The 16,323-nt window shown below is 52.9% G+C and carries 13 protein-coding genes; 7 read left to right on the plus strand and 6 right to left on the minus strand.

Translation table 11 applies throughout. From position 1 onward, the window contains the following. Nucleotides 1–22 precede the first annotated feature (22 nt). From carA to caiF, 3 genes are all read left to right on the plus strand, one after another. Nucleotides 23–1,171, plus strand: coding sequence for a glutamine-hydrolyzing carbamoyl-phosphate synthase small subunit (carA, locus tag AC07NP_RS07280; protein ID WP_494660016.1), 1,149 nt, complete (start codon nt 23–25; stop codon nt 1,169–1,171). A gap of 18 nt (nt 1,172–1,189) precedes the next feature. Next, a complete protein-coding gene (gene carB, locus AC07NP_RS07285; protein WP_494660017.1) occupies nt 1,190–4,414 on the plus strand; it encodes a carbamoyl-phosphate synthase large subunit in 3,225 nt (1,074 codons plus the stop codon). Nucleotides 4,415–4,703: 289 nt separating this feature from the next. Further along, entirely contained in the window at nt 4,704–5,096 is a 393-nt protein-coding gene (gene caiF, locus AC07NP_RS07290) for a carnitine metabolism transcriptional regulator CaiF (protein ID WP_494660018.1), read from the plus strand. A 103-nt stretch (nt 5,097–5,199) separates the two neighbouring features. Here caiF and caiE read toward each other — a convergent pair whose 3' ends face one another. From caiE to caiT, 6 genes are all read right to left on the minus strand, one after another. After that, nucleotides 5,200–5,796 (minus strand): carnitine operon protein CaiE, encoded by a 597-nt coding sequence (caiE, locus tag AC07NP_RS07295; RefSeq protein WP_494660019.1) that lies wholly within the window; start codon nt 5,794–5,796, stop codon nt 5,200–5,202. 102 nt (nt 5,797–5,898) lie between these two features. Beyond that, nucleotides 5,899–6,684: a crotonobetainyl-CoA hydratase gene (caiD, locus tag AC07NP_RS07300; RefSeq protein WP_494660020.1), complete on the minus strand. Its 786-nt coding sequence runs from the start codon at nt 6,682–6,684 to the stop codon at nt 5,899–5,901. Nucleotides 6,685–6,799: 115 nt separating this feature from the next. Continuing rightward, nucleotides 6,800–8,353, minus strand: a complete 1,554-nt coding sequence (gene caiC, locus AC07NP_RS07305) for a crotonobetaine/carnitine-CoA ligase (RefSeq protein ID WP_494660093.1) — start codon at nt 8,351–8,353, stop codon at nt 6,800–6,802. A 64-nt stretch (nt 8,354–8,417) separates the two neighbouring features. Then, the gene (gene caiB / locus AC07NP_RS07310; RefSeq protein WP_494660021.1) at nt 8,418–9,638 is read right to left on the minus strand and encodes an L-carnitine CoA-transferase; all 1,221 of its coding nucleotides are present in this window, start codon (nt 9,636–9,638) and stop codon (nt 8,418–8,420) included. 100 nt (nt 9,639–9,738) lie between these two features. Next, complete coding sequence (caiA, locus tag AC07NP_RS07315; RefSeq protein WP_192611036.1) at nt 9,739–10,881, minus strand: crotonobetainyl-CoA dehydrogenase; 1,143 nt, start codon at nt 10,879–10,881, stop codon at nt 9,739–9,741. Nucleotides 10,882–10,912: 31 nt separating this feature from the next. Then, nucleotides 10,913–12,430 carry an L-carnitine/gamma-butyrobetaine antiporter gene (gene caiT, locus AC07NP_RS07320; protein WP_494660022.1) on the minus strand — a complete coding sequence of 506 codons (1,518 nt, stop codon included), beginning with the start codon at nt 12,428–12,430 and terminating at the stop codon, nt 10,913–10,915. A 481-nt stretch (nt 12,431–12,911) separates the two neighbouring features. Here caiT and AC07NP_RS07325 point away from each other — a divergent pair, with 481 nt between their 5' ends. Genes AC07NP_RS07325 through fixX form a run of 4 tightly spaced genes read left to right on the plus strand, consistent with a single transcriptional unit; the run spans nt 12,912 to nt 16,266 of the window. Further along, a complete protein-coding gene (locus AC07NP_RS07325) occupies nt 12,912–13,685 on the plus strand; it encodes an electron transfer flavoprotein FixA (protein WP_494660023.1) in 774 nt (257 codons plus the stop codon). A gap of 11 nt (nt 13,686–13,696) precedes the next feature. Continuing rightward, entirely contained in the window at nt 13,697–14,638 is a 942-nt protein-coding gene (locus AC07NP_RS07330; protein WP_494660024.1) for an electron transfer flavoprotein subunit alpha/FixB family protein, read from the plus strand. A gap of 57 nt (nt 14,639–14,695) precedes the next feature. Next, nucleotides 14,696–15,982 carry an FAD-dependent oxidoreductase gene (locus tag AC07NP_RS07335; protein WP_203358962.1) on the plus strand — a complete coding sequence of 429 codons (1,287 nt, stop codon included), beginning with the start codon at nt 14,696–14,698 and terminating at the stop codon, nt 15,980–15,982. Further along, entirely contained in the window at nt 15,979–16,266 is a 288-nt protein-coding gene (gene fixX / locus AC07NP_RS07340; RefSeq protein ID WP_162380925.1) for a ferredoxin-like protein FixX, read from the plus strand. Before AC07NP_RS07335 ends, fixX begins: the two co-directional genes overlap by 4 nt. Nucleotides 16,267–16,323 lie beyond the last annotated feature (57 nt).

A 16,323-nucleotide genomic window follows, 5' to 3' on the forward strand; every position in this document is an offset into this window, starting at 1 on the left:
TGAATATTCTCTGGAGGGTGTTTTGATTAAGTCAGCGCTATTGGTTCTGGAAGACGGAACCCAGTTTCACGGTCGGGCCATAGGGGCAACGGGTTCGGCGGTTGGGGAAGTCGTTTTCAATACTTCAATGACCGGTTATCAAGAAATCCTCACTGATCCTTCCTATTCCCGCCAAATCGTCACTCTTACTTATCCCCATATCGGTAATGTCGGCACCAATGAAGCCGATGCAGAATCCTCTCAGGTACATGCGCAAGGCCTGGTCATTCGCGACCTGCCGCTGATTGCCAGCAACTACCGCAATACTGAAGACCTCTCTTCTTACCTGAAACGCCATAACATCGTGGCGATTGCCGATATCGATACCCGTAAGCTGACACGCCTGCTGCGTGAGAAAGGCGCTCAGAACGGCTGCATCATCGCCGGTGATAATCTTGATGCGACGCTGGCGTTAGAAAAAGCCAAAGCGTTCCCGGGGCTGAATGGTATGGACCTGGCGAAAGAAGTGACCACGGCTGAAACCTACGGCTGGACTCAGGGTAGCTGGACACTGGCAGGCGAACTGCCAGAAGCCAAAAAAGAAGATGAGCTGCCGTTCCACGTCGTTGCCTACGATTTTGGCGCCAAACGCAATATTCTGCGCATGCTGGTAGACCGCGGCTGCCGCCTGACGGTTGTCCCGGCGAAAACCTCTGCCGAAGACGTCCTGAAGCTGAATCCGGACGGCATTTTCCTCTCAAACGGCCCTGGCGACCCGGCTCCGTGTGATTACGCTATCGACGCGATTGAAAAATTCCTCCAGACCGAGATTCCGGTATTCGGTATCTGCCTGGGCCATCAGCTGTTAGCGCTGGCCAGCGGTGCGAAAACCATCAAGATGAAATTCGGTCACCACGGTGGTAACCACCCGGTGAAAGATATTGATAACAACGTGGTGATGATTACCGCGCAGAACCACGGTTTTGCGGTAGATGAAGCGACGCTGCCTGCTAACCTGCGTGTGACCCACAAATCGCTGTTCGATGGCACTCTGCAGGGAATTCACCGCACCGATAAACCGGCGTTTAGCTTCCAGGGACACCCGGAAGCCAGCCCAGGCCCGCACGATGCCGCGCCACTGTTCGATCACTTTATCGAACTTATCGAGCAATACCGTAAGACCGCTAAATAATCAGGAGCCGAGAAGACAATGCCAAAACGTACAGATATAAAAAGCATCCTGATCCTTGGCGCTGGTCCGATTGTAATCGGCCAGGCCTGCGAATTTGACTACTCCGGCGCACAGGCCTGTAAAGCCCTGCGTGAAGAGGGTTACCGCGTTATTCTGGTGAACTCTAACCCGGCGACCATCATGACCGACCCGGAAATGGCCGATGCCACCTACATCGAGCCGATTCACTGGGAAGTCGTACGCAAAATTATTGAGAAAGAACGTCCAGACGCCGTACTGCCAACCATGGGCGGTCAGACGGCGCTGAACTGCGCGCTGGAGCTGGAACGTCAGGGCGTGCTGGAAGAGTTCGGCGTCACCATGATTGGTGCTACCGCTGATGCAATTGATAAAGCCGAAGACCGCCGCCGTTTCGACGTGGCGATGAAGAAAATCGGCCTCGACACCGCACGTTCCGGTATTGCACACACCATGGAAGAAGCGCTGGCGGTTGCCGCTGACGTTGGTTATCCGTGCATCATCCGTCCAAGCTTCACCATGGGCGGCACCGGCGGCGGTATCGCTTACAACCGCGAAGAGTTCGAAGAGATTTGCGAGCGCGGCCTGGATCTTTCCCCAACCAAAGAGCTGCTGATTGACGAGTCGCTGATTGGCTGGAAAGAGTACGAGATGGAAGTGGTGCGTGATAAAAACGACAACTGCATCATCGTCTGCTCTATCGAAAACTTCGATGCCATGGGTATCCATACCGGTGACTCCATCACTGTAGCGCCTGCCCAGACGCTGACCGACAAAGAATACCAAATCATGCGTAACGCCTCGATGGCGGTACTGCGTGAAATCGGTGTTGAGACCGGCGGTTCTAACGTCCAGTTCTCGGTGAACCCGAAAGACGGTCGTCTGATCGTTATCGAAATGAACCCACGTGTCTCCCGCTCCTCGGCGCTGGCATCTAAAGCAACCGGCTTCCCAATTGCCAAAGTGGCAGCGAAACTGGCGGTGGGCTACACCCTCGATGAGCTGATGAACGACATCACCGGCGGCCGTACTCCGGCTTCCTTCGAACCGTCCATCGACTACGTCGTTACCAAGATTCCACGCTTTAACTTCGAAAAATTCGCCGGTGCGAACGACCGTCTGACCACCCAGATGAAATCTGTCGGTGAAGTGATGGCGATTGGCCGCACTCAGCAGGAATCCCTGCAGAAAGCGCTGCGCGGTCTGGAAGTCGGTGCAACCGGCTTTGACCCGAAAGTCAGCCTCGACGACCCGGAAGCCCTGACCAAAATTCGCCGCGAACTGAAAGACGCGGGTGCCGAGCGTATCTGGTACATCGCCGATGCCTTCCGTGCCGGCCTGTCTGTCGACGGCGTGTTTAACCTGACCAACATCGACCGCTGGTTCCTGGTGCAGATTGAAGAGCTGGTACGTCTGGAAGAGAAAGTGGCTGAAGTCGGTATCACCGGCCTCAACGCTGACTTCCTGCGCCAGTTGAAGCGCAAAGGCTTTGCCGATGCGCGTCTGGCTAAACTGGCCGGCGTACGCGAAGCGGAAGTTCGCAAACTGCGTGACCAGTACAACCTGCACCCGGTCTACAAACGTGTGGACACCTGCGCCGCAGAGTTCGCCACCGACACCGCCTACATGTACTCCACGTACGAAGACGAGTGCGAAGCCAACCCGTCCACCGACCGCGAAAAAATCATGGTCCTCGGCGGCGGCCCGAACCGTATCGGTCAGGGCATCGAGTTCGACTATTGCTGCGTACACGCCTCACTGGCGCTGCGCGAAGACGGTTACGAGACCATCATGGTCAACTGTAACCCAGAAACAGTTTCTACCGACTACGACACTTCTGACCGTCTGTACTTTGAGCCGGTGACGCTGGAAGACGTGCTGGAAATCGTGCGCATCGAGAAGCCGAAGGGCGTTATCGTGCAGTACGGCGGCCAGACCCCGCTGAAGCTGGCGCGTGCGCTGGAAGCCGCTGGTGTACCGGTTATCGGTACCAGCCCGGATGCTATCGACCGTGCAGAAGACCGCGAGCGCTTCCAGCATGCGGTTGACCGTCTGAAGCTGAAACAGCCGGCCAACGCCACCGTCACCGCGATTGAGATGGCGGTTGAGAAGGCGAAAGAGATTGGCTACCCGCTGGTGGTTCGCCCGTCCTACGTACTCGGCGGCCGCGCGATGGAAATCGTCTACGACGAAATCGACCTGCGTCGCTACTTCCAGACCGCCGTCAGCGTCTCCAACGATGCACCGGTACTGCTGGACCGCTTCCTTGACGACGCCATTGAAGTCGATGTCGACGCTATCTGCGACGGCGAAATGGTGCTGATTGGCGGCATCATGGAGCACATCGAGCAGGCAGGCGTTCACTCCGGTGACTCCGCGTGTTCTCTGCCAGCCTACACGCTGAGCCAGGAAATCCAGGACGTAATGCGCCAGCAGGTGCAGAAACTGGCCTTTGAACTGCAGGTACGTGGTCTGATGAACGTGCAGTTTGCGGTGAAAGACAACGAAGTCTACCTGATTGAAGTCAACCCACGTGCGGCACGTACCGTACCGTTCGTCTCTAAAGCGACCGGTGTACCGCTGGCGAAGGTGGCGGCGCGCGTGATGGCAGGCCAGACTCTGGCACAGCAGGGCGTCACCAAAGAAATCATCCCACCGTACTACTCGGTGAAAGAAGTGGTGCTGCCGTTCAATAAATTCCCGGGCGTTGACCCGCTGTTAGGGCCAGAAATGCGCTCTACCGGGGAAGTGATGGGCGTCGGTCGCACCTTCGCAGAAGCGTTCGCGAAAGCACAGTTGGGCAGTAGCTCTACTATGAAGAAATCCGGTCGTGCATTGCTCTCTGTTCGCGAAGGCGACAAAGAGCGAGTAGTGGACCTGGCCGCAAAACTGCTGAAGCAGGGCTTTGAACTGGATGCCACCCACGGCACGGCGATTGTGCTGGGAGAAGCCGGTATTAACCCGCGTCTGGTGAACAAGGTGCATGAAGGTCGTCCGCACATTCAGGACCGTATCAAGAATGGCGAATACACCTACATCATCAACACCACCGCAGGTCGCCAGGCGATTGAAGACTCCAAACTGATTCGCCGCAGCGCGCTGCAGTATAAAGTGCATTATGACACCACGCTGAACGGCGGTTTCGCCACGGCGATGGCGTTAAATGCGGATGCTACCGAGAAGGTGACATCAGTGCAGGAAATGCACGCGCAGATTAAAAAATAATCTCGGCTGGCGGGGACTTACCCGCCTTCCGGCAAAACGGAATATTTGCCATTAATCTTAACGGTTCCTGAAAAGGAGCCGTTTTTTTTGGTCGGTAAGTTAATTCCAGGGCGTTTATATTTCTTTAATCATATTTACAATGTGACAAGCAAGATTTAGCTCACACTAATTAATCTTTAACTTGCATATTATCGCTGATATCCACGACTTTAATATGGCTAATGGCATTGCGTTAATTTGCGCCGACAGAGCCTGAGCAAGAATTTTAATTAGTGAAAATGGTGTGCCTATGTGTGAAGAATATGTTGAAAAACCACTTTATTTGTTAATTGCTGATTGGGTGATGGCGCAAAATCGTTGGGTTAGCGCCAAAGAGATCGCTAAGCATTTTGATATGGACCATTGCAAAGCGATTAATACGGTTTCTTATATTCTCTCTGAGGTTGGGGAAATAGCCTGCGAAACCAAGACAATTCCAAACCAACTTGAGGGGCGGGGATGTCAATGTCAGCGACTGGTGCGTATCAATAATATTGATGCTTCACTGTATACCCGCCTGGGTATCAGTGCGCAGACAAAAGTGGTCAGTCCGGTGAGCCGAACCTGTATGTCTGTACCGCCGAGGGAGCTCAATCGCGAACAAAAATGGCAGATGATGCTCTCTAAAAGCATGCGTCGTTAATCGTAATGGCCTGTTTGTCGGAGGGCGTCGTGAAACGCCTTATCCGGCAAACACTTTCACCTTTCTGAACAGCCAGACAGGCGCTGGCACCATCCGGCATGATTTACATTTCCGATTTTGGTTTTACTTCCGTGGTGCCTTTTAGCCGCGGCCGGTTTTCTTCTACCTGTGTTAACGGTTGTGTTTCATGTAGCGCGGTCCGACAGCGGACAGCAAGATCCTGATATTCCTTCGTATTGAGCCGCTTCCAGCGTAACTCCTCGTCCGTCACCGGGCGCAGAAAACGTGCGGGTGTGCCCACCAGTAGCTGGCGGGGAGCACCGGCAAATCCTGCTTTCACAAAACTCATTGCAGCGACGATGCTCTCTTCGCCAATCACTGCGCCGTCCATGATGACGCTGTTCATGCCGACCAGCGCGTCCCGCCCTACAATGCAACCGTGCAGAATCGCGCCGTGTCCAATGTGCCCATTCTCATGCACTATGGTGTCGGTGTCGCAATAGCCATGCATAATGCAGCCATCCTGGAGATTGGCGCCCGCTTCAAGGATCAGGCGGCCATAGTCGCCGCGCAGCGAAGCGTGTGGGCCGATATACACCCCGGCCCCAACAATCACATCCCCAATAAGCACGGCGCTGGGATGGACATACGCCTCTGGGTGTACCACCGGAATCAGGCCTTCAAAGGCGTAATAGCTCATAAATATTCCTTTATGTTTTTTGCAGGATGGCGGCATAAATGCCTTATCAGGCCTACGAACAGCACTCTTTGTAGGCCGGATAAGCGTCAGCGCCATCGGGCATTAACGCCCTTTCCAGACCGGGTCGCGTTTTTCTGCAAACGCCAGCGGCCCTTCGATGGCATCTTCGGAATGCAGTACGGCAGGGTAATGTTTTAGCGCGCCGCTGCGGATGTGGCGATAGCCTTCTTCAACCGGCATTTCGCTGGTGGCGCGGTAAATCTCTTTGAGCGCGGCGATGGCCAGCGGTGCGCTGTCTACCAGTTGTTGCGCCAGTTCGCGGGCGCTCTCCATGAGTTCAGACTGGCTCACGACGCGGTTCACGATCCCCCAGCGCAGTGCTTCTTCAGCATCCATGCGTCTGCCGGTCATCACCATTTCATTGACGATCGCAGGTGGTAGCAGTTTAGGCAGACGCAGTACGCCGCCGCTGTCTGGCACGATCCCCAGTTTGGCTTCCGGCAACGCGAAGCTGGCGTTTTCTGCGCAGACAATAAAGTCAGCCGCCAGTGCCAGCTCAAAACCACCGCCAAACGCATAGCCGTTAACGGCGGCAATGACCGGTTTGTCGAGGTCAAAGATTTCGGTCAAGCCAGCAAATCCGCCAGGACCAAAATCGGCATCTGGCGCTTCACCTTCAGCGGCGGCTTTCAGGTCCCAGCCGGCAGAAAAGAATTTTTCTCCGCCGCCAGTAATAATGGCCACGCGCAGCTCTGGATCGTCACGGAACTGGAGAAAAACCTCGCCCATTTCGAAACTGGTTTTGGCGTCGATGGCATTCGCTTTTGGCCTGTCCAGGGTAATTTCCAGAATGTGGCCGTTGCGGGTCAGATGTAATGATTCACTCATTTTTTCACTCCTTAATTATTTTTATTCCGTTACAGAGGCAGCACGGATCCTGCAAAGCGCTGCATCCATTTCGTCGTGATATTTTTCTGCGTGGGCTATTTCCCCACCGTGTGCGTTATTTCAGATTTTTTTTGATTATTTTTCCTGAACAATTGCGTGGCAAATCGGTTCGTATCTCCATAAAAGAGGGAACTTTAAATTTCGCCATATTCATTTCACAAAAACCGAAAAATTCATCTTCGCTTAACGTTTCCCCTTCATTAAGGACCACAAAGGCTTTAATCGCTTCATCGCGAATAGAATCTTTAATCCCGACGACAACGATGTCCTGAATCTTCGGGTGTGCGGAAATAATATTTTCCAGTTCAACGCAGGAGACGTTTTCCCCTCCGCGCTTGATCATGTTGCAGCGCCGGTCGACAAAGTAGAAAAAGCCTTCTTCGTCTCTGTAGCCGGAGTCACCGGTATGTAACCAGCCCTCTGGCTCCAGCGCTTTTGCGGTCGCATCCGGGCGGTCGTAATATTCTTTGAAAATGGTTTTCCCTGGGATGCCTTTGATACAGATTTCACCGGTCTCCCCCGGGGGAAGAGGGCGGTTGTTCTCATCACGAATTTCGGCTTCATAGCAAAAACCGACGCGCCCGATAGAGGGCCAGCGTCGCTTGTCTCCCGGTCTGTCGCCAATGATCCCAACAATGGTCTCCGTCATTCCGTAGGAGGTCAGCAGTCTGACGCCAAAGCGCGCAATGAAGTCATCTTTTTCCTGTACCGACAGGTTGAGGTAGAACATCACTTCGCGCAGGTGATGCTGCCGGTCTTGTGGCGATTCGGGTTGCACCATCAGCGTTCGGATCATCATCGGGATGCATTCGGTGACGGTGGCGCGGTATTTTCGTACCTGTTCCCAAAACGCGCGGGCGCTGTATTTCTCGAGCAATACAAAGGTACTGCCTACCGAGAACGCGGCCATTGCCGCCGTGCACTGACAGTCGATATGAAAAGCAGGCATCACCGTCAGGTAGATATCATCCTCGCGCAAGGCGCACTGCCAGGAGGAGTAGTAGCCTGCGAAACGTAAATTATAGTGGGTGATGACCACCCCTTTAGGGCGTGACGTGGTGCCAGAGGTGAACAGGATTTCGGCGGTATCGTCTGTACTGAGCGGCGGGGCATAACGAAGCGTGGTGGATTGCTGCTCTCTCAACTGCGTAAAGTTGATAACGCCATCGACCTTTGGAATGTCCTGCCCGATAAGACAAATGTGCGTAAGCGGATTGTCGTCATCCTGCTGAATTTGTTGGTACATCGGATAGAACTGGCTGCTGGTGACTAACAGCTGGGCCTGGCTACTTTGCAAAATCCAGGTGCTTTCTTCCCGCAGTAGTCGGGCATTAATTGGCACCATGACAGCCCCAATTTTTGCCAGTCCGAACCAGCAGAAGATAAATTCCGGACAGTTATCCAGATGCAGTGCAACCTTATCGCCCTTTCGAATACCTAACGAATGGAACAGGTTTGCTGTACGGTTGATTTCCTCATTCAGCGAGGCATAACTGAATTGCTGTACGATGCCCTCGCTGGACTCGAAAATGAGCGCCATTTTATCATCATAGACGTCCGCAAGGTCGTCCCACATCTGACGTAAGTTTTGTCCGCCAACGATATCCATTGCACCTCTATCCATTTTTCACCGTGATGGCGCTAACTGGCAAAGCCAGCCAGCGCGACCGCGTTTAGTTCTCAACTTTGGCCAGACCTTTGCCGACCAGCTCTTTAATGTCTGCTTCGCTATAACCGATATTTTTAAGAATGGCGGCGGTATCCATGCCGTGTGAAGGCATGCCTCGCCAGATTTTCCCAGGGTTGTTTTTGAATTTCGGCATCACGTTCGGCCCTTTACAGGTGCGACCGTCTATCGTTTGCCACTGGGTGATGGATTCACGGGCAACGTATTGCGGGTTGTCTTCCAGTTCCGGGATAGTCAGTACTTTTGCACAAGCGATATTCAACTCGGCAAAACGTTCCTGCACCTCGGCGATGGTGTGCGTTGCCAGCCAGGCATCCAGTTTTTCTTCCACTAAGGGTCCATACGGACATTCGACGCGGTGAATCAGCTGCGTGCCTTCCGGGACTTCTGGCGTCCCCAGGATGTGCGCGAGGCCAATATCTTTAAAGCATTCGTTAATTTGGGTAATGCCGACCAGCTCCATGACGATATAGCCGTCCGCGCATTTATAGAGTCCGCACCCGGCGTAATAGGGGTCTTTGCCTTTGGTCATTCGCGGGCAAACTTCACCGCCGTTGAAGTGATCCATCATGAAGTACTGCCCCATGCGCAACATGACTTCGTACATGGCGATATCAATACTTTCGCCTTTACCGGTTTCACGCACTTTGTGCAGTGCCGCCAGCGCTGCGGTGGTCGCGGTCATGCCGGAAAAATAGTCCGCCGTGTAAGGGAAGGCAGGCATCGGCTGATCGACGTCGCCGTTTTGAATCAGGTAGCCGCTGAAGGCCTGGGCGATGGTGTTGTACGCCGGAAGGTTGGTGTACTCCTCGGTACCGTACTGGCCAAAACCGGAAAGATGGGCGATAACCAGCTTCGGGTTATGCTCCCAGAGCACTTCATCGGTGATCCCCCGACGGGCAAATGCCGGACCTTTACTGGCTTCAATGAAGATATCGGTGGTTTCCATGAGTTTAAGAAACGCTTCCCGGCCTTCATCTTTGAAAATGTTCAGGGAAAGAGCGTGCAGATTACGACGTGAAAGTTGTGGATAGTTGGGCTGGACGCGGATCGTATCGGCCCAGGCAACGTTTTCAATCCAGATGACTTCCGCGCCCCACTCGGCAAACATTTGCCCGGCGAACGGTCCAGCGATTTCAATCCCGGAGAAGACAACCCTCAACCCGGTAAGTGGCCCAAAGGTGGGCATCGGTAAATGCTCGGTCATGATATGGCTCCTGCTGCATGTTGCCGGACAGCGACGTAAACGCCTTATCCGGGCAACAAAAACGTAGGCCCGGTAAGCGAAGCGCTACCGGGCATTCCATTTAGCGATATTGTTTCAGTACTGCACGACCCAGCGTCAGGATCTGCATTTCGTCAGAACCGCCGGATACACGGTCAACGCGCAGGTCACGCCAGAAACGCGTGATACGGTGGTTGCCCGCAATCCCCACGCCGCCCAACACCTGCATAGCACTGTCCACAACTTCAAACGCAGCATTGGCGCAGAAGTACTTACACATCGCGGCATCACCGGAGGTGATGGTGCCGTTATCGCTCTTCCATGCTGCTTCAAACAGCATGTTTTTCATGGAGTTTAATTTAATCGCCATGTGAGCGAATTTTTCCTGAATCAGCTGGAAGCGGCCGATAGTTTCGCCAAACTGCACACGCTGATTCGCATAGCGCGCGGCATCTTCAAAGGCGCACATCGCGGTACCGTAGTTGGTTAAGGCCACCAGGAAACGTTCGTGATCGAACTCTTCTTTTACGCGGTTAAAGCCATTACCTTCACGACCGAACATGTCTTTCTCTTCCAGTTCGACGTCGTCAAAGTTGATTTCACAGCAGCTGTCCATGCGCAGACCGAGCTTCTCAAGTTTGTTAACTTTGATGCCCGCTTTGCTCATATCGACACACCATTCGGTATAAACTGGTTTGTCCGGAGAGGCGGCGTCTCGTGCCATTACCACAACGTAAGGGGTATAGGCGCTACTGGTGATAAAGCACTTACTGCCGTTAAGATAAACCTTACCATTTTTGCGTGTATAAGTAGTTTTTAAACTGCCAACATCTGATCCCGCTCCCGGTTCTGTGATGGCGGAGTTCCACATTTGCTTCCCGGTCCCCTGGAAAGCCATGATCTTATCGATCTGCTCCTGGGTTCCTTCGCGCAGGAAGGTGTTAAACCCGCCTGGAAGCTGGTACAGAACATACGTTGGCGCGCCCAGGCGTCCCAGTTCCATCCAGACCGCTGCGACGGTGACAAAACCGGCTTCCAGTCCGCCGTGTTCTTCCGGGATCAGCAGGCTATCAATGCCCATATCCGCCAGTGCTTTTACAAAACGTTCTGGATAGACGCTGTCGCGATCGCACTCGGCAAAATACGCTTCCCAGTTTTCACTGGCCATCAGTTCACGAATACCGGCGACAAACAGTTCCTGCTCGTCATTTAAATTAAAATCCATCTTCCAACCTCTTGATATATTGGGGTTAAAGTTACTTGTCTTTCCAGTGCACTTTGGCGTCTTTAATAAAGGACAGCGTCACCATGATATTGACGAAGAACAACGGACAGCCGCCGGCGATAATGGCGGTTTGAATCGGTTTCAGCCCACCAAGCGCCAGCAGTACGATACCGATGATGCCAACCAGCACTGACCAACCGATGCGAATCAGCAGAGGCGGTTCTTCGCCGTCGCGTACTTCGCGGCAGGTCGACATTGCCAGGGTGTAAGAACAGGCGTTAATCAGTGTTACCGTGGCGATAAAGCAGAGGATAAAGAATCCCCACATCGTGGCGGTACTGAACGGCAGTGCGGCCCAGGTTTCGATGATGGCGCGCGCCACACCGTGCTGTTCGATCAACTGCGGAATATTGAGAATGTTTTTGTCCATCAGCAGCAGGGTGTTACTGCCGAGAACGGTCCACAGGATCCAGGTAGATGCGGTCAGACCCAGCACCATCCCGAAGCACAATTCACGAACGGTACGTCCACGGGAAATACGGGCGAGGAAGATACTCATCTGGATGGCGTAGATAACCCACCAGGCCCAGTAGAAGACCGTCCAGCCTTGCGGGAAGCCGCCTTTGCCGATGGCATCGGTATAAAACAGCATGCGTGGGAGATACATCAGCAGCATGCCGACGGAATCAGTGAAGTAGTTCATGATGAAGCTGGCGCCGCTGACAATAAACACCCAGCCCAACATCAGGAAACTCAAATAACTACGTACGTCACTGGCGATTTTCACCCCTTTTTGCAGACCACAGGCGACGCAAATCGCGTTCAGGATGATCCAACAGGTGATGATGATGGCGTCCAGTTGCAGGGTGTGCGGAATGCCAAACAACCACTGCATACACTCTGTGACCAGCGGTGTCGCCAGACCCAGACTGGTACCCATCGCGAAGATCAGTGCCACCAGATAGAAGTTATCAACGATGGTCCCGAATAAGCCTTTTGCGTGTTTCTCTCCGACCAGCGGCACCAGCGTTGAGCTGGGGCGAATAACGTCCATTTTGCGAACAAAGAAAAAGTAAGCGAACGCGACGGAGAGGAAGCTATAGGTTGCCCACGGTAACGGTCCCCAGTGGAACAAGCTGTAGGCAAGGCCGAGCTCTTTCGCGCCCGTGGAATTCGCCGCAAGGGCAAACGGCGGTGTCGAGATGTAGTAGTAAATCTCAATCGAACCCCAGAATAAGACGGCGGCTGAGGTACAGGAGGCAAACATCATAAAAATCCAGCTGGTGGTGCTGAATTCCGGTGCTTCATCGCCTAATTTCTTTTTGGCATAGGGGCCAAAAACCAGCCAGAACCAACCAAAAAGCATAACGATCATGTACCATTCGAATGCCCAACCCCAGACATTCGTGACGTAACTAAATACGGCGTTAATAACGACATTTGCCGCATCAAGATCGCGAACGGTTAACCAACATAGTATTCCAACAATTATTAAGGGCGGAAAAAAAACCTTTGGTTCAATTCCAGACTTTTTCTTTTCATTTTTCATGAGTTAATTCCAGTGTCAAAACAAAATTTATTTTGTGTTCCCGGATGTTATTTATTGTTTGTTTTTTGTAATAATAATTTAATGATTTATTAACCTCGGGGACGCGTTGGAAAGTACTTCATAATGGGTATTCAGCCCTCTGTGTACTGTTACCTGCGTCACACTTTTATACCGGGTGATTTTTGGCGATTATTTGTTTGTTTTTGATTTAAAATCAAATGCTTATGTGTGATTTTTTTACTTTTTTAACTCTCTGGCATTCAATATTGGTGATCAACAAAACAATATTGAAAGTTTTGGGCTTTGATGTCTGCTTTCAATATTGGTGAGGGACTTAACATTATTGAAAGTTGAAAATATCAGTGTGTGACATTTTCAATATTGGTGATTAATGTTTTATTTCCGAATTAAAGAGCGTGGTATCTGTATATTTAACACTGCCGATATGAACGACGTTTCCTTCATGATTTCTGGAGATGCAATGAAGATAATTACTTGCTACAAGTGCGTACCTGATGAACAGGATATTGTAATTAATAATGCTGATGGATCATTAGATCTCAGCAAAGCGGATGGCAAAATCAGCCAATATGATCTGAATGCGATCGAAGCTGCTTGTCAGTTAAAACAGCAGGTTGGTGAGGCTCAGGTTATTGCGCTCAGCGTGGGCGGCAAAGCGCTGACTAACGCCAAAGGGCGTAAAGATGTGCTTTCCCGTGGTCCTGATGAACTGATCGTGGTGATTGACGACCAGTTTGAACAGGCGTTACCGCAGCATACGGCTGCCGCGCTGGCTGCCGCCGCGAAAAAATCCGGCTTTGATCTGATTGTCTGTGGCGATGGTTCTTCTGACCTTTATGCACAGCAGGTGAGCCTGCTGGTAGGCGAAACGCTGCAGATCCCCGCCATTAATGGCGTCAGCAAGATCCTCTCGCTGGCGGATAACACCCTCATGGTGGAACGTGAGTTGGAAGATGAAATCGAAACCCTGAGCATTCCCCTTCCTGCGGTGGTGGCCGTTTCTACCGACATTAACACTCCGCAGATTCCGTCCATGAAAGCCATTCTTGGCGCGGCCAAAAAACCGGTTCAGGTTTGGTCATCTGCGGATATCGGATTCAATGCGGTTGACGCTTATTCCGCTCAACAGGTTGCTGCGCCGAAACAGCGCGAACGTCAGCGCATCGTCATTGAAGGCGATGGTGAAGAACAGATCGCCGCGTTTGCCGATCATCTGCGCAAAATTATTCGTTAAAAGGGGATGTTATGAGCAAGTTTTCCAGTGTCTGGGTATTCAGCGATACCCCTTCTCGCCTGCCGGAACTGATGGGTGGCGCACAGGCTTTAGGTGAACAGATTAATGCGTTTGTGCTTAACGATACTGATGGCGTAACGGCGTTTCAGTCCGGCGCACATCATGTCTGGCAACTGAGCGGTAAGCCCGATGACCGCATGATGGAAGATTATGCCGACGTGATGGTGCAAACCATTCGTCAGCAAAGCGAGGCGGGAGTGGTGCTGCTGCCTAATACCCGTCGCGGCAAACTGCTGGCGGCAAAGCTGGCGTTTCGTTTGTCAGCCGCCGTCTCCAACGACGCGAGCGCGGTAGAGCAAAAAGAGGGGCGTGCGGCCGTTAAACATATGGTCTATGGCGGTCTGGCCATTGGTGAAGAGACGATCGCGTCGCCATTTGCTGTTATCACGCTCAGCAGCGGCACGTTTGAGGCCGCGGCTCAGGATGCCTCTCTGAGTGGGACTGCGCAGGTTGTACAGTGGCAGTCACCTGAGATTGCGGTGACCCGCACGGCAACACTGGCGCGTCAAAGCAACAGCGTTGATCTCGACAAAGCGCGCCTGGTGGTCAGCGTTGGACGAGGTATCGGCAGCAAAGAGAATATTTCCCTTGCGGTCGCACTGTGCGAAACCATTGGCGCGGAGCTGGCTTGCTCCCGTCCGGTGGCGGAAAACGAAAAATGGATGGAGCACGAGCGTTATGTCGGGATCTCCAACCTGATGCTTAAGCCAGACCTGTATCTGGCGGTCGGGATTTCCGGGCAAATTCAGCACATGGTAGGGGCGAACGGCTCACAAACCATTTGCGCCATTAACAAAGATAAAAATGCCCCGATATTCCAATACGCTGATTACGGCATTGTCGGCGATGTCATGAAGATCCTGCCAGCGCTCACGAGCGCGTTAGCACGCTGATCCACCAGGCAGGGCCGGATCCCGGCCCTGCCATCGACAGGTTAATCTGGAGTTCTTATGTCCGAAGATATCTTTGATGCCATCATCGTGGGAGCAGGGCTGGCCGGTTCGGTTGCGGCGCTGGTGCTCGCCCGTGAAGGGGCACAGGTGTTAGTTATCGAGCGCGGCAATTCCGCAGGTGCGAAGAATGTCACCGGTGGGCGTATTTATGCCCATAGTCTTGAACGCATTCTCCCTGGGTTTGCTGAACAGGCCCCCGTCGAACGTGTGATTACCCACGAAAAACTCGCCTTTATGACGGATAAAGGGGCGATGACGGTGGATTATTTCAACGGTGAAGACGCCGCACCTTCACAAGTCTCTTATTCCGTACTGCGCAGTAAATTTGATGCCTGGCTCATGGAACAGGCGGAAGAAGCGGGTGCGCAGCTGATCACCGGCATCCGCGTCGATAACGTCGTTAAGCGCGACGGGAAAGTGGTGGGTGTAGAAGCCGATGGCGATATTCTCGAAGCGAAGGTCGTTATCCTTGCCGACGGGGTGAATTCTCTGTTGGCGGAACAGCTGGGCATGGCAAAACGCGTTGAAGCAGAACACGTTGCGGTCGGGGTAAAAGAGCTTATCGAATTACCTAAATCGGTGATTGAAGATCGCTTCCAGCTGCAGGGCAACGAAGGGGCTGCCTGTCTGTTTGCGGGATCGCCAACCGACGGCCTGATGGGCGGCGGTTTCCTCTATACCAATGAAACAACCATTTCTCTGGGACTGGTGTGTGGCCTTCATCATCTGAAAGACGCCAAAAAATCGGTTCCACAAATGCTGGAAGACTTTAAACAACACCCGGCAGTCGCGCCGCTCATTGCAGGCGGCAAGATGGTCGAATACGCTGCGCACGTCGTTCCTGAGGCCGGAATGAACATGCAGCCTGAGCTGGTAGGTGACGGCGTGTTGATTGCCGGTGATGCCGCCGGAATGTGTATGAACCTGGGCTTTACTATTCGCGGTATGGATCTGGCGGTATCAGCCGGTGAAGCCGCCGCGAAAACAGTGCTCTCTGCCATGCGTAGCAACGATTTCAGCAAGCAAGGACTGGCGGAATATCATCAGCATCTGGACAACGGCCCGATGCGTGATATGCGCATGTACCAGCGTTTACCTGCATTCCTCGACAACCCGCGCATGTTTACGCAATACCCTGAAATGGTGGTCGGCATTGCGCGCGATCTCTTCACCATTGATGGCAGCGCGCCAGTGCCGATGCGTAAAAAAATCCTGCGCCATGCCAAGAAAGTCGGCTTTATCAATCTGATGAAGGACGGCATTAAAGGAGTAACCGCATTATGACTTCTTCCGTCAATGTAGACGTCAAACTGGGCGTTAATAAATTCAATGTGGATGAAGAGAACCCACACATCATTCTGAAAACTGACCCCGATAAACAGGCGCTGGAAGTTCTGATCAAGGCCTGCCCTGCGGGATTGTATAAAAAACAGGATGACGGTAGCGTACGTTTTGATTATGCAGGGTGTCTTGAATGCGGCACCTGCCGGATCCTCGGTTTGGGGACGGCGCTGGAAAAGTGGGAATACCCGCGTGGCACCTTTGGCGTGGAGTTTCGTTACGGCTGAGCCCGATGCCGGGTAGCGCTTACGCGCATCCGGCCAACTAAAATATGCAGTTTTTTG

It is taken from the genome of Citrobacter sp. GW821-FHT07H02, assembly GCF_059418505.1.

What these genes read in the sequence shown, in the direction of transcription:
- carB (WP_494660017.1), top strand. Translation starts at nt 1,190, where the DNA reads ATGCCAAAACGTACAGATATAAAAAGCATCCTGATCCTTGGCGCTGGT.
- caiF (WP_494660018.1), top strand. Translation starts at nt 4,704, where the DNA reads ATGTGTGAAGAATATGTTGAAAAACCACTTTATTTGTTAATTGCTGAT.
- caiE (WP_494660019.1), bottom strand. Translation starts at nt 5,796, where the DNA reads ATGAGCTATTACGCCTTTGAAGGCCTGATTCCGGTGGTACACCCAGAG.
- caiD (WP_494660020.1), bottom strand. Translation starts at nt 6,684, where the DNA reads ATGAGTGAATCATTACATCTGACCCGCAACGGCCACATTCTGGAAATT.
- caiC (WP_494660093.1), bottom strand. Translation starts at nt 8,353, where the DNA reads ATGGATATCGTTGGCGGACAAAACTTACGTCAGATGTGGGACGACCTT.
- caiB (WP_494660021.1), bottom strand. Translation starts at nt 9,638, where the DNA reads ATGACCGAGCATTTACCGATGCCCACCTTTGGGCCACTTACCGGGTTG.
- caiA (WP_192611036.1), bottom strand. Translation starts at nt 10,881, where the DNA reads ATGGATTTTAATTTAAATGACGAGCAGGAACTGTTTGTCGCCGGTATT.
- caiT (WP_494660022.1), bottom strand. Translation starts at nt 12,430, where the DNA reads ATGAAAAATGAAAAGAAAAAGTCTGGAATTGAACCAAAGGTTTTTTTT.
- AC07NP_RS07325 (WP_494660023.1), top strand. Translation starts at nt 12,912, where the DNA reads ATGAAGATAATTACTTGCTACAAGTGCGTACCTGATGAACAGGATATT.
- AC07NP_RS07330 (WP_494660024.1), top strand. Translation starts at nt 13,697, where the DNA reads ATGAGCAAGTTTTCCAGTGTCTGGGTATTCAGCGATACCCCTTCTCGC.
- AC07NP_RS07335 (WP_203358962.1), top strand. Translation starts at nt 14,696, where the DNA reads ATGTCCGAAGATATCTTTGATGCCATCATCGTGGGAGCAGGGCTGGCC.
- fixX (WP_162380925.1), top strand. Translation starts at nt 15,979, where the DNA reads ATGACTTCTTCCGTCAATGTAGACGTCAAACTGGGCGTTAATAAATTC.